The sequence below is a fragment of the Streptomyces oceani genome, from assembly GCF_001751245.1.
GTDB classification, from domain to species: Bacteria; Actinomycetota; Actinomycetes; order Streptomycetales; family Streptomycetaceae; genus Streptomyces; species Streptomyces oceani.
In genome coordinates, this window is the sequence record NZ_LJGU01000148.1 from 37,206 (window position 1) to 50,801 (window position 13,596).

Annotated in this window: 9 protein-coding genes; 4 read left to right on the forward strand and 5 right to left on the reverse strand. The window is 70.7% G+C overall.

Going from position 1 to position 13,596, the window contains the following annotated elements; all coding sequences use genetic code 11:
• The first annotated feature begins 3 nt into the window (after positions 1–3).
• Positions 4–1,023, forward strand: coding sequence for an ion channel (locus AN216_RS21965; RefSeq protein WP_070198443.1), 1,020 nt, complete (start codon positions 4–6; stop codon positions 1,021–1,023).
• 123 nt (positions 1,024–1,146) lie between these two features.
• The gene (locus tag AN216_RS21970) at positions 1,147–1,725 is read left to right on the forward strand and encodes an RNA 2'-phosphotransferase (protein WP_070198444.1); all 579 of its coding nucleotides are present in this window, start codon (positions 1,147–1,149) and stop codon (positions 1,723–1,725) included.
• Between the two features lie 36 nt (positions 1,726–1,761).
• On the opposite strand, the gene AN216_RS21975 is transcribed toward AN216_RS21970, so the two are convergent.
• Positions 1,762–2,661 (reverse strand): LLM class flavin-dependent oxidoreductase, encoded by a 900-nt coding sequence (locus AN216_RS21975; protein WP_070198445.1) that lies wholly within the window; start codon positions 2,659–2,661, stop codon positions 1,762–1,764.
• A 205-nt stretch (positions 2,662–2,866) separates the two neighbouring features.
• On the opposite strand from AN216_RS21975, the gene AN216_RS21980 reads away from it, so the two are divergent.
• Positions 2,867–3,811 (forward strand): HAD hydrolase family protein, encoded by a 945-nt coding sequence (locus AN216_RS21980; protein WP_070198446.1) that lies wholly within the window; start codon positions 2,867–2,869, stop codon positions 3,809–3,811.
• Here the strand turns inward: AN216_RS21980 and cydD are convergent.
• The 4 genes from cydD to hisC all read right to left on the reverse strand — a co-directional run bounded on the left by cydD (position 3,795) and on the right by hisC (position 11,778).
• Positions 3,795–7,748, reverse strand: coding sequence for a thiol reductant ABC exporter subunit CydD (cydD, locus tag AN216_RS21985; protein ID WP_079166838.1), 3,954 nt, complete (start codon positions 7,746–7,748; stop codon positions 3,795–3,797). The two genes, AN216_RS21980 and cydD, sit on opposite strands and share 17 nt — an antisense overlap.
• Positions 7,749–7,760: 12 nt before the next feature.
• Positions 7,761–8,762, reverse strand: a complete 1,002-nt coding sequence (cydB, locus tag AN216_RS21990; protein WP_070198448.1) for a cytochrome d ubiquinol oxidase subunit II — start codon at positions 8,760–8,762, stop codon at positions 7,761–7,763.
• Positions 8,763–8,834: 72 nt separating this feature from the next.
• Positions 8,835–10,415 carry a cytochrome ubiquinol oxidase subunit I gene (locus AN216_RS21995; protein WP_079166839.1) on the reverse strand — a complete coding sequence of 527 codons (1,581 nt, stop codon included), beginning with the start codon at positions 10,413–10,415 and terminating at the stop codon, positions 8,835–8,837.
• 283 nt (positions 10,416–10,698) lie between these two features.
• Complete coding sequence (gene hisC / locus AN216_RS22000; RefSeq protein ID WP_070198449.1) at positions 10,699–11,778, reverse strand: histidinol-phosphate transaminase; 1,080 nt, start codon at positions 11,776–11,778, stop codon at positions 10,699–10,701.
• A 318-nt stretch (positions 11,779–12,096) separates the two neighbouring features.
• Here hisC and AN216_RS22005 point away from each other — a divergent pair, with 318 nt between their 5' ends.
• Complete coding sequence (locus AN216_RS22005) at positions 12,097–13,227, forward strand: LacI family DNA-binding transcriptional regulator (RefSeq protein WP_070198450.1); 1,131 nt, start codon at positions 12,097–12,099, stop codon at positions 13,225–13,227.
• The last annotated feature ends 369 nt before the right edge of the window (positions 13,228–13,596 follow it).

A 13,596-nucleotide genomic window follows, 5' to 3' on the forward strand; every position in this document is an offset into this window, starting at 1 on the left:
CAAGTGCCGTTCATCATGGCGAGGTTGGCCCAGGTGTTACGTGCCCGAGTACGCGGCTGGCGGGCCGCGCTCGCGGTGGGCTTCCTCGTCTTCGCCACCAGTTGGTTCGCGATGTGGCTGGTGGAGCCGGACAACAAGATCACCGAGCCGCAGAACTACTGGTGGTGGTTCCTCGTGACCGCCGCCACCGTCGGCTACGGCGACCACTATCCCGAGACCGGCCTCGGCCACGCCGTCGGCGGCTACGTCATCGTCGGCGGCATCGTCGCGCTGACCATCCTCTTCACCCAGCTGGCCGCCACCATCCAGGCCGCGAAAGGAAAGCGTATGAAGGGCGCCGTCGACCTCGACCTCGGTGGCCACATCGTCATCCTCGGGTACACCTCGGGGCGTACGGAGGGCATCGTCGCCGAGCTCCGCCTGGAGGACCAGGCGGACATGGTGCTCTGCGCCTGGGACGAGGTCGTGGAGCACCCCATGCCGGAACGCGACGGTGTGCTGTTCGTGCGCGGCGACCTCACGGACGTCGACGTGCTGACCCGCGCCTGTGTGCACCGCGCGGCGACGGTGCTGATCGACGCCCGGGACGACAACGAGGCACTGGCACTGGCGGTCGCGGTCCACCACCTCGCCCCCGAGGTGCACTTGGTGGCGGCGCTGCGGGACATGAGCCGGACCCGCCACGTGCGGTACGTCAGCCCGGAAGCCCAGTGCGTGCAGTGGCACATGCCGGGCCTGCTCACCGAGGAAACCCTCGACCCGGGCATCACCGAGGTCTACGCGGACCTGATGAGCGGCACCGGCGGCGGCAACACGTACTCCATGAAGCTGCCGACCACGCTGACCGGAAAGCCCTTCGGCGACTGCCAGACCCGCCTCGGGCGGGAGTTCGGCGCGACGGTGATAGCCATCCGGCAGGACGGCGACCTGGTGGTGGGCCCGACCTGGGAGAAGCCGCTGAGAGCCGGGGCGCTGCTCTACTACGTGGCGAACCGACGGATCGAGGACCACAGCCTGCGCTGAGGCTACGGCAGGGGGCGTCCGGCGCTCGCCGAGCTCCCCTGCCGTACGCCCGCCGCGGCGGCACCGCCCGGCACCGCCCGAAATCGGGGCGACAACCGCGGCCGGCACGGGCACTCTGGAGCGATGAACGTGACACGTTCGACCAGGATCTCCAAGTATCTCGCGCGCCACCTGCGCCACGATCCGCAGCGCATCGGCATCACCCTGGACGCACGGGGTTGGGTACCGGTCGAGGAGTTGCTACGAGCCGCCGCCCAGCACGGATTCCGCTTCAGCCGCGCCGAGTTGGCCGAGGTCGTGGCCGACAACGACAAGCAGCGTTACTCCCTCGACACAAGTCAGGACCGTATCCGCGCCAACCAGGGGCACTCCGTGCCGGTGGAGTTGGACCTCGCGGCCACGCGACCGCCCGACTGGCTCTACCACGGCACTAGTGCCCGTAGTGTGGCGGCCATCCAGAAGGAGGGGCTGCGGCCGATGAACCGGCACGCCGTCCATCTGTCCCCGCGCCGGGAGACCGCACGCCGGGTCGGAACACGGCGCGGTCGACCCGTCGTACTACCGGTCGCCGCCGCGGACATGCACCGGGACGGGCACGTGTTCCAGGTGAGCGTCAACGGTGTCTGGCTCGTGTCGGCGGTACCGCCGCGCTACCTGAGCTTCCCGGATACCCTCACCCCACCCGTTCCCCCGCGTCGGTGACGAGGCCGCGACCCGTACGGCACGGCGCGTACGGCCTCAGAGCTGCGCCAGGCCCTCGGTGGCGATCCGTTCGAAGACAGCCTGGTCGGCGGCGAACCGGGAGTCCGGCAGCGGCCAGTGCAGCACGATCTCGTCGAAGCCGAGCCGCCCGTGCGCACCGGCGAAGTCCACGAAGGCGGCCACCGAGTCGAGCACCTGGTCCGGTGTGAAGCCGGCCAGCAGAATCCGGCGCGGCCCCTCGTCCGCGCCGCGCCCCTCCTCGGCACAGGCGGTGGCGAGCCGTTCCACCTGCCGTGCGAGCGCTGTACGGGACTGCTCCGCGGTGGCCGCGGGATCCTCCAGCACTCGTCGGTCCCCGGTGGTCACCCACGCCTGTCCGTAGCGCGCGGCCAGCCGCATCCCCCGGGAGCCGGTCGCGGCGACCGCGAAGGGCAGCCGCGGGCGTTGCACGCAGCCCGGCATGTTCCGGGCGTCGCGCGCGGCGTAGTACCGGCCGGAGTGCGAGGTGACGTCCTGTGTGAGCAGGGTGTCGAGCAGCTCGACGAACTCGGCGTACCGGTCGGCCCGTTCCGCCGGTGACCAGGCTTCCCGTCCGAGGACGGTGGCGTCGGCACCCGAACTGCCCGCACCGATGCCGAGCGTGATCCGTCCCTCCGAGAGGTCGTCCAGCGAGATCAGCTCCTTGGCCAGGGTGACCGGGTCCCGGAAGTTGGGCGAGCTGACCAGGGTGCCCAGGCGTACCCGACTGGTCACGCCGGCCGCCGCGGCCAGGGTCGGCACGGCGCCGAACCACGGACCGTCCCGGAAGGGCGGACGCCAGGACAGGTGGTCGTAGGTGTAGGCGGTGTGGAAGCCGAGTTGTTCGGCGCGCCGCCACACCTCGCGTCCGCCGTCGGTCCACCGGTGCACCGGGAGGACGCAGGTGCTGAGTCGCATGGGACCAGCGTACGAGCCAGCAGGCCCGCGGCCCCGGGTGGACGGCGGATACCCCCGGGGGACGGTCGCGGAGAGCGCGGTCATGGGGAAGCACTGCCCACGGGAACGCGGAGGCGTGCGAAGCAACCACCCCCTGCTCATACGCCTTTGCTCATGCGGGCGCCCCGCCGCCCTCCTGTGCACGGAAATACGGGAAGATAGGGGCGTGACTGACCCTCTCGTACGCCCCTCAGATGCCGGAGCCCGCCCCGGCCCTCGCCCTCGGCTGATCGCCACGGACCTGGACGGCACGCTCCTGCGGGACGACAAGACCGTCTCCGACCGCACGGTCGCCGCGCTGGCAGCCGCCGAGGCCGCGGGCGTCCAGGTCTTCTTCGTCACCGGCCGCCCGGCCCGCTGGATGGGCGTCGTCAGCGACCACGTACACGGCCACGGGCTGGCGATCTGCGCCAACGGCGCGGCAGTCGTCGATCTGCACCGTGGCGGGCGACTCGTACGGGTGCGCGCGCTGGAGCGGGACAACGGGCTCGCGGTGGTGGACGCTCTGCGCGAGGCGGCGCCCGGCGTGACCTTCGCGGTCGAGCGGACCAGCGGCATCTACTACGAGCCCGGTTACCCGGCGTTCCCGCTCGACCCCGGTGCGCTGACGGCCCCGGCCGAGAAGCTGCTCACTATGGACGTCCCCGAGGCGGACGAGGACGCCGCGCCGTACGACGAGCCCAGGGCGCGGGGCGCCGTCGGAGCTGACTCCGGGGTGCAGGACGGGCCGGCACACCCCGTGCTGAAGGTCCTGGCCCACCACCAGGACCTGGACCCGGACGACTTCCTCACCCTGGGGCGTACGCACGCGGGCGGGCACGCCGAGTTCACCCGTTCCAGCCCCTCCGCACTGCTGGAGATCAGCGGCGGTGGGGTCAGCAAGGCCAGCACCCTGGCCCAGTGCTGTGCGGAGCGCGGCATCGCACCCGAGGAGGTCGTGGCTTTCGGCGACATGCCCAACGACCTGGAGATGCTCACCTGGGCGGGCACGTCGTACGCCATGGCCAACGCGCATCCCGCCGTGCTGGCCGCCACGACCCACCGCACGTCGACGAACGGCGAGGACGGCGTGGCCGCGGTGATTGAGCGGTTGCTCAGCTCCGACGACTGACGACCCGGCGGTCCGGCGGCCCGCCGCCGATGTCGCCGTCGCCGTCGCCGTCAACCCGATCCGCGGGCTCGTCCACGGCGCCTCCAGCTGTCGCGGTCTCCCCGCCACTCGCGCTCTCCACACCACTCCCGGTAATCCCCGCACTCCCGGCACTCCCGGCACTCCCGGTAGTCCCGACATCGGTACGCCAGCCGCCCGCCGCCGTCACCCGCTCCCGCTCCAGCAGCCGTCGGAAGTAGCCGTCGGCGGCGGCGAGTTCCGCGTGTGTGCCACGCTCCACGACCTGCCCCTCGGCCAGCACGATCACCTCGTCCACGGCCTCTAGGCCGTACAGCCGGTGAGTGATCAACAGCGTCGTACGTCCCCTCGTGACCTCCAACAGGTCGGCGGTCAGCGCGTCCGCGGTGGGCAGGTCCAGGTGCTCCACGGGCTCGTCGAGCACCAGCACCGGGAACTCGGCCAGCAGCGCCCGCGCGAGCGCGAGCCGCTGCCGCTGCCCGCCGGAGAGTCGCGCCCCGTGCTCGCCGACCATGGTGTCCAGGCCATCCGGCAGCGTGGCCACCCAGCCGTCCAGGCTGGCGGCGGCGAGAGCCCGGTACAACCGCGCGTCGTCGGCGGACGTACGGGCCAGACGCAGGTTCTCTCGCAACGAACTGTCGAAGATGTGCGCGTCCTGGGCGCACAACCCGACCCGGCGACGCACGAAGTCCCCGTCCACGGACGTGGCGTCGACGGAACTACCAGCCCCCGGCCCAGCCGAGTCACCCGTCGCCACCGAGCCGCCGGGCGGGACGCCCGTCGCGGTCGGGTCGTCCGCGCCGCTCAACTCGTACGTGCCCCGCTCCACGTCCAGGAAGCGCAGCAGCACCTGCGCCACGGTGGACTTCCCGGAGCCGGAGGCTCCCACGACAGCCACCCGTCGGCCGGGGGTCAGCTCGAGATCGAGATCACGCAGCGCGGGCCGCCGCTGACCCGGGTAGCGCGCCGTGACACCGCGCAGCGACAGCCCCGCCGCGCCGCTGCCGGCCTCCGCCGCACGGGTCCCGCCCACGCCGCTCGGGTCACCGGTCCCGCCCACGCCATCGATCCCGCCGGTAGCCTTCCCACCAGCGCCGGTCGGCTCGCGTACCGGCGCTGGCGCGTCCAGCAGTTCCTGCACCCGCTCGGCGGCCCGCCGGCTGCGTTGCCGGTGCTGTACGGCGAGCGGCAGCCCGGACACCGCCTCGAAGGCCCCGAGCGGCAGCAGCACCAGCGCGGCCAGCCACACCCCCGCCAACTCCCCCGCGTTCACCGCCCGTATCCCACCCCAGGCAACGGCGACGACGGTGAGGCCGGTGAGCAGCTCGACGAGTCCGGTGCCGAGGGCCGTACGACTGGCGCTGCGCGAGGCGATCCGGGTGAGCCGGGTGTCGGCATCCCGCGCCGCCGCCCGGCGGCCTCCGAGAGCGCCCGCCACGGTGAGTTCGGCGGTACCGGTGAGCACGTCCAACGTACGGGTGGCCAGCGCGGCTTGGGCCGGCGCGAGCAGTCGTTCGGTCCGCCGGGAGAGACCGGCGGTGAGCGCGGGGACGCCGATCCCGGCCAGCGCGAGACCGAGGGCGAGCATGCCGGCGGCGACCGGGGACCACACGAGGGCGAAGACGATCGAGGCGACGCAGACCACGCCGGCGGTCCCGACCGGCAGCAGCCAGCGCAGGAAGTAGTCCTGCAGGGCGTCCACATCCGCGACGAGACGGGAGAGCAGGTCGGCCCGACGCGCACGCCCCAGTCCGGCCGGAGCCAGGCGCTCCAGCCGCCGGTAGACGGCGACCCGCAGATCCGCCAGCACCCGGAGGACGGCATCGTGCGAGACCAGCCGCTCGGCGTAGCGGAAGGCGGCCCGCCCAACGCCGAACGCGCGGGTGGCCGTGACGGCGACCATCAGGTAGAGCACTGGCGGCTGTTCGGCGGCTCGGGCGATCAGCCAACCGGAGGAGGCCAGCAGACCGACGGCGCTGGCCAGCGAGAGGGCCCCGAGGAGCAGCGCGAGTCCGAACCGGCCGGCCAGCGGCCGCGCGGTGCGCCGTACCCGTGCCAGTGGCCCCGGTTCCCGTGCCCGGACGGACTCCGTACCGACCGGGCGCACGCTGTCCGACCCGGAACCAGCGGGCTCCGGATCGGCAGGCGCGCCACGACGGCGGGAACGAGCTCGGTCGTGCGGGTCGTGCGGGCCGTACGGGCCGTCGGGCTCCTCCCGACGTGGGGAAGCCTCTTGGGCGTTCGGTCCGAGCGCCACGGCCGGGCGGACGCCTGCCGTCCGCCATGGCCCGTCAGGTTCGGCGCCGCGCAGCGTCACCACCCGGTCGGCGAGCTGCGCCAGGGCCGGTCGGTGAGCGACCAGCAGCACCGTACGACCGGCGGCGATCCGCCGTACGGCCGCCACCACGGTGGACTCCGTCTCACCGTCCAGCGCAGCCGTCGGCTCGTCCAGCAGCAGGATCGGTCGGTCCGCCAGGAAGGCGCGGGCCAGCGCGACGCGCTGCCGCTGCCCCGCGGAGAGACCGGTTCCGCCCTCCCCGAGGACGGTGTCGGGGTCCAGATCCGCCGCGCCGGCCTCGCGCAACGCCTCGACCACGCTCGGCGTGTCCGCGTCGGGGCGAGCGAGGCGTACGTTCTCCGCGAGCGTCCCAGCGAAGAGGTGCGGCTGCTGCGGGACCCAGGCGATCTGCGCGTGCCAGTCGGACAGCGTCAGCTCGGCCAGATCGACACCGCCGACGCGTACCCGTCCGGTCTCCGGTCGGGCGAAGCCGAGCACCAGATTGAGCAGGGTGCTCTTGCCCGCTCCGGACGGACCGACCAGAGCGACCGTCTCGCCCGCCGCGACGGTCAGGTCGGTGCGGGGCAACGAGGGGTGGTGGCGTCCCGGGTGCCACACCTCAGCGCCGTCCAACGTGATGCTCGCCGTACGTGCCGCCGGCACCGGCCGGTCACCGACCTCCGGCGAGGGGGTCTCCAACACCGCGAACGCCTGCTCAGCAGCGGCCAGCCCCTCGGCCGCGGCGTGGTACTGCGCGCCGACCTGGCGCAGCGGGAGATACGCCTCCGGGGCGAGCACGAGGACGATCAGCCCGGTGTACAGATCGAGTTCGCCGTAGACCAGGCGCATCCCGATACCGACCGCCACCAACGCGACGGAGATGCTGGCGAGGAGTTCCAGGGCGAACGAGGACAGGAACGCGACCCGCAGGGTGCGCAAGGTGGCGCGTCGGTAGTCGGCGGTGATGGCCCGGATGTTCTCCGCCTGCGCCTTCGCTCGTCCGAACACCTTGAGCGTGGGCAGACCGGCCACCACGTCGAGGAAGTGTCCGGACAGTCGGGTGAGCAGCCGCCACTGGCGGTCCATACGGGCCCGAGTCGCCCAACCGATCAGGATCATGAAGATCGGGATCAGCGGCAGGGTGGCCGCGATGGTCAGCGCGGCGATCCAGTCGGACCAGAGGATACGGCCGAGAAGCACCGTGGGAACCACGACGGCCAGGCCGAGTTGGGGCAGGTACCGCGCGAAGTAGTCGTCCAGCGCGTCGACGCCCCGGGTGGCGAGCGCGGTCAGCTCGCCACTGCGCTGTTCGCTCAGCCAGCCCGGGCCGAGCGTCGTCGCGTGGGTGAGCAGCCGAAGCCGCAGCTCGGACTTGACCGCGGCGCTCGTCCGATGCGCGGCGAGTTCGGTGAGCCATCCGACGAGCGCCCGCCCGAGCGATACCGCTGCCAACAGCAGGAGGGGCTGGAGGAGTTCGGCCACCCCCGCGCCCTCCTGAATGGCCGCGACCACCAGCTGGGCGATCAGCATCGCCTGCGCGATCAGCAAGACGGCCCTGATCAGCCCAAGCGCCACGCTGGCCAGCAGGAAACGACGGGTGGCGCGCGCGTATCGGAGCAATCGGGGATCGACGGGTTTCACGTGAAACTACCCTCAGTGACTCTCGGCGATGTGCTGTGTACCGATGCGTTTCCGGAAGACCCAGTAGGTCCAGCCCTGGTAGAGCATCACCAGCGGCGCCGCGATCCCCGCGCACCAGGTCATGATCTCCAGCGTGTACGGGCTGGAGGACGCGTTGCGCACCGTGAGGCTCCAGTCCGGGTCCAGCCTGGAGGGCATGACCTCGGGGAACAGCGCCAGGAAAAGCATCGCGGTGAGCGCCACGATGGCGACGCCCGACAAGGCGAACGACCAGCCCTCCCTGCCCCGGACATTGGCCACCACCGCGACGACCAAGCCGAGCACGGCCACGGCCATGGCCGGGACGCTCGCGGCGTCGCCCCGTTCAACCTGGGTCCAGCTGAGGAAGCCCAGGACGACGACCGTGCCGAGACAACCGAGCACGGTGGCCAGCCGACGAGCGCGTACGCGAATCTCTCCGACCGTCTTGAGCGCCGTGAACACCGCTCCGTGGAAGGTGAAGAGGGTGAGCGTGACCAGCCCGCCCAACAGCGCGTAGGGGTTGAGCAGGTCCAGAAGGGTGCCCGCGTACTCCTTGTCCGGGCCGATGTCCACGCCGCGGACCATGTTGCCGAAGGCGACGCCCCACAGGAAGGCGGGCAGCAGCGAGCACCAGAAGATCGCGTGCTCCCAGTTGCGCTGCCAACGCTCCTCCGTCCGCTTGGCGCGGTACTCGAAGGCGACCCCCCGCACGATGAGGCAGCCCAGCACCAGCAACAGCGGCAGGTAGAAGCCGGAGAAGAGGGTGGCGTACCAGTCGGGGAAGGCGGCGAAGGTGGCGCCGGCGGCGCTGAGCAGCCAGACCTCGTTGCCATCCCATACCGGGCCGATGGTGTTGATCAGGACCCGTCGCTCGGGGCGGTTCCGGGCGAGCACCTTGGTGAGGACGCCGACCCCGAAGTCGAAGCCCTCCAGGAAGAAGTAGCCGGTCCACAACACGGCTATGAGCACGAACCACAGGTCGTGGAGTTCCATCACGCCTCTTTCACTAGGGCGGGTGGGCCGGCGTCCTGCCTGGGCACCGGCTGGGCGACTACGGCTGGTGGGTCAGTAGGAGAAGACCATCGGCCGGTCGGCGTCCTCGGACTCGTCCGTGCCGGGGTCGCCCGGGTCGCCGGAGCCCGTACCACCGGGCCCACCGCCGGAACGGGCTCCGGGGCCACCACCGATCCGGGTGGGCGGGTTGCGATCCGCCTCGGTGAGTTCCGGCGGTCCGGCCTTCACGTATTTGGCCAGCAGGCGCACCTCGATGACGGCGAGCACGGCGTACAGCAGGGTGAAGACCGACATGGAGATCAGCACCTCGGCCTGGGAGACGCTCGGGGAGACGGCGTCCCGGGTGCGCAGCACCCCGTAGACGACCCACGGTTGGCGGCCCATCTCCGTGAAGATCCAGCCCCAGGAGCTGGCGATGAGGGGGAAGCCGAGCGTCAGCACGGCGACCCGCCAGTACCAGCGGCTCAGCGTGGGGCCCAGGGCGCGGTTCCTGGTGAGCGCGAGATGCGGGACCTCGTCCGCGCCCGTACGCAGGCGGGATGCGAGCAAGCGCTTCCGCCGGGTCAGCCAGAGCCCGAGGGCGCCGACGGCCACCGAGGCCATGCCGAAGCCGATCATCATGCGGAAGCCCCAGTAGGCGACGGGGATGTTGGGGCGGTAATCGCCCGGGCCGTACCGCTGCTGGCTCTGCTCGTTGAGGTCGTTGACGCCCGGCACCTCCGAGGAGAAGTCGCTCTCCGCCAGGAAGGAGAGCAGTCCGGGTATCTCCACGGCCACCGTGTTGTGCCCCTCGTCGACGTCCCCGTAGGCGAAGAGCGAGAAGGGCGCGGGTGCTTCGGACTCCCACAGCGCCTCGGCGGCGGCCATCTTCATGGGCTGCTGCTGGAACATCACCTTGGACAGTTGGTCGCCGCTGACGGCGGTGAGGACGCCGGCGGCGACCAGCGTGACGAGTCCCAGCCGCAGCGAGGTGCGCATGACCTCCACATGCTTCCCGCGCATCAGGTGATAGGCGGAGATCCCGACCATGAAGGCTCCGCCGGCCACGAACGCGGCGGTGAGCGTGTGGAACACCACGACCAGGGCCGTGTCCTGGGTGAGCACGGCCCAGAAGTCGTTCAGCTCGGCTCGTCCGGTCTCCTCATTGATGTGGTAGCCGACGGGGTGCTGCATCCAGGAGTTGGCGGCCAGGATGAAGTACGCCGACAGCACGGTGCCGACCGCGACCGTCCAGATGCACGCGAGGTGGATCTTCTGGGGGAGTCGATCCCAACCGAAGATCCACAGACCGATGAAGGTCGACTCGAAGAAGAACGCGATCAGTGCCTCGAAGGCCAGGGGGGCACCGAAGACGTCACCGACGAAACGCGAGTAGTCCGACCAGTTCATGCCGAACTGGAACTCCTGCACGATGCCGGTGACGACACCCAACGCGATGTTGATCAGGAAGAGTTTTCCCCAGAACTTCGTGGCCCTGAGGTACTTCTCCTTGCCCGTACGCACCCACGCGGTCTGCAGTCCGGCGGTCAGCGCGGCAAGCGAGATCGTGAGCGGGACGAACAGGAAGTGGTAGACGGTCGTGATGCCGAACTGCCATCGAGCCAGGGTCTCCGGCGCCAGTGCGAGATCCACGTCGCTGTCTCCAGACGGTCGCCATGGGCAAGCACGCCCAAGCTTGTGAATGAGTTCACATTCACAAGACATTATGACCCATAGCCTCATCGCACTTCCCAGAGGGGTCGGACTCCGGAAGGCCAGCCAACCCACACGGTCACCGCCGGGTAGGAGGCGGACCTTCGACGCTCGCGAGTCGGGCCCCGGGATCACAGCTCCTGGACCCCGCCCGAGGGGCGCGGCTCAAGACGCGCGAGCGGGCCCGGGGCAGCACACGTGCCCCGGGCCCGCCGGCCGGACGTCACATCGTCTTGCGGAATACCTCGGCCGCGCGCAGGAACAGGTCGTTCGCCTCGACCTCCCCGATCGACACCCTGGCCCCTTCGCCCGCGAACGGTCGTACGACCACGCCCGCCCGCTCGCAGGCCATCGCGAAGTCGTCCGTACGCTCGCCGAGCCGCAGCCAGACGAAGTTCGCCTCAGTCGGCGGCACCGTCCAGCCCTGGGCACGCAGCTCGTCCGCGACCCGGCTCCGCTCCCCGACCAGGGCCTCCACCCGCTCCAGCAGCGCGTCCTCGCTGCGGAGTGACGCGACCGCGGCGTCCTGCGCCAGCTGGCTCACACCGAAGGGAACCGCGGTCTTCCGCAGCGCCGCCGCGACCGGTTCGTGCGCGACAGCGAAGCCGACCCGGAGCCCGGCGAGACCGTACGCCTTCGAGAACGTACGCAGGACGCAGACGTTGGGGCGATCCCGATACACCTCCAACCCGTCCACCACTCGCTCGTCCCGTACGAACTCCCGGTACGCCTCGTCGAGCACCACCAGGACGTCACGTGGCACCCGGTCCAGGAAACGCTCCAGGTCGGCTGCTGGGATGGCCACACCGGTCGGATTGTTCGGATTGCAGACGAAAATCAGCCGGGTCCGCTCAGTGATGGCGTCAGCCATCGCGTCCAGGTCGTGTTCCTCATCCGGGGTCAGCGGCACCTGGACCGGAGTGGCTCCGGAGATCTGGGTGATGATCGGGTATGCCTCGAAGGACCGCCACGCGTAGATCACCTCGTCCCCCGGACCGGATGTGGCCTGCAACAACTGCTGGGCCACCCCCACCGAACCGGTGCCGGTGGCCAGCCGTTCCACCGGCACGTCGAAGCGCAGGGCCAGTTCGTCCAGCAGACCGGAGCACGCCATGTCCGGGTAGCGGTTCATCGCACCCGCCGCCTCGCCGACTGCCTCCAGCACGCCGGGCAACGGCGGATAGGGGTTCTCGTTTGAGGAGAGCTTGTACGACACCGGGCCTCCGGCGGCATCCCGCTTGCCGGGCTTGTAGGCGGGCATGCCCTCCAGCGCGGCACGCAGTTTCGGGATGTTCTCGGACATTTGGCGGCCTCCTTGTCGTCGAATACTGCACACCTTATGAGGATTCACGCGCCCACGGGCGCGCGGTGCGGAATGCGCGTGCGCGGGTGGCGAGCGCGGTGGCGCGCATCGCTCGTGAAGGTGAGTTGAAGAGCGTTCCCCGACTGGCTGATTCTGCGGGTGCAACCGCTCGGATCTGGGAGAATCCGCTCAGCCAATAGGACAACTGGCAGAAATTCCAAGGCTGTTCGGGCATGCACATCATGCAGAATCGTGCCTCCCCCTCTTTGCTAGTAACTCCCCGCGAACACACCACTGCGGGCCTACGATCGGGTCGCCATGACAGCAGCAGGTAAGCATCAGGTGAGCCAACCGAGCGCCGGTACCCACCCGAGAAGTCGTGTGGGCGCACGAGCCGGCATCCGGGATGTGGCCGCCGCCGCAGGAGTCTCCATCACCACCGTCTCCGACGCGCTCAACGGCAAGGGCAGACTGCCCGACGCCACCCGTAGCCATGTGCGGGCCGTCGCGGAGCGACTGGGCTACCGCCCCTCAGCCGCCGCTCGTACGCTGCGCACTGGCAAGTCCGGGCTGATCGGCCTGACCGTCACGACCTACGGCGAGGAGCCGTTCACCTTCACGGAGTTCGCCTACTTCGCGGAGATGGCACGGGCTGCCACCTCGGCGGCGCTGGACCGCGGTTACGCGCTGGTCATCCTGCCCGCGACCTCGCGACACAGCGCCTTCGACATCTGGTCGAACGTCGCACTGGACGGCACCGTGGTGATCGACCCCTCCGACCAGGATCCCGTCGTCACCGAACTCATGCGCTCCGGTATCCCGGTGGTCTCCGACGGTAGGCCGGCCGGCTCGCTCCCGGTCACGGCCTGGGTCGACAACGACCACGAGGCGGCCGTGTGCGGGCTGCTCGACCACTTCGCCGAATCCGGGGCCCGCCGTATCGGGCTGCTGACCGGCACGAGCACCGACACCTACACCCGGTTGTCCACCACCGCCTACCTCGACTGGTGTGAACGCGTCGGCCAGGACCCGGTCGTCGAGAGCTATCCCGCGCACGACCCGTGCGCCGGCGCGGTCGCCGCCGACCGGCTGCTGGCGCGTCCTGACCGACCCGACGCGGTCTACGGCCTGTTCGACCCGAACGGCACCGACCTCCTCGCCGCCGCCCGCCGCTACGGGCTTCGCGTCCCGGACGATCTCCTGCTCGTCTGTTGCAGCGAGTCCACCGTGTACGCCAGCACGGAACCGCCCATCACGACGCTGTCCCTGAAGCCCGGGCGGATCGGCAACACGGTCATCGACCTGCTCATCAACGCCATCGAAGGCACCGGACGCGGCGGTCCGGTCGAGCAGGTGATGCCCACCGACCTGATCGTGCGTACGAGTTCGCAGCGACGCCCGGCACGCACCACCGTCAGCCCGCCGCGCTCGCCCCGCGCCGACGAGTGACGGGCGGCGGTGGCGTACGAGGCCGGGCAGGAGGCAGCCAGAGGCCCGCAGGCGTTCCGCCGGAGACCGTTCAGCGCGAATCAGCGGGAATCACGGGGAATCAGCGGGGACGCGGACAGCCGACGCGCTCCGCGGTCGCGCGGTGGCTGTTCTGGTAACGGACGAAAACGGGAGGAATGACCAGAGCGTCCGGCACACTGGCCAATTGCCATCCCCCAGGTGCGTCACAAGGCCGGTTCAGCGTTCCTATGATGGGTGACGACACCGGTCCGCCTCCCGACCAGGGCAGCGTCCGGCAGGTGCACGGCAACGCAAGATGGTGGAGGGGTCTATGACTCAGGGGGCCGGTCAGGGACCCGACGAAGGGAA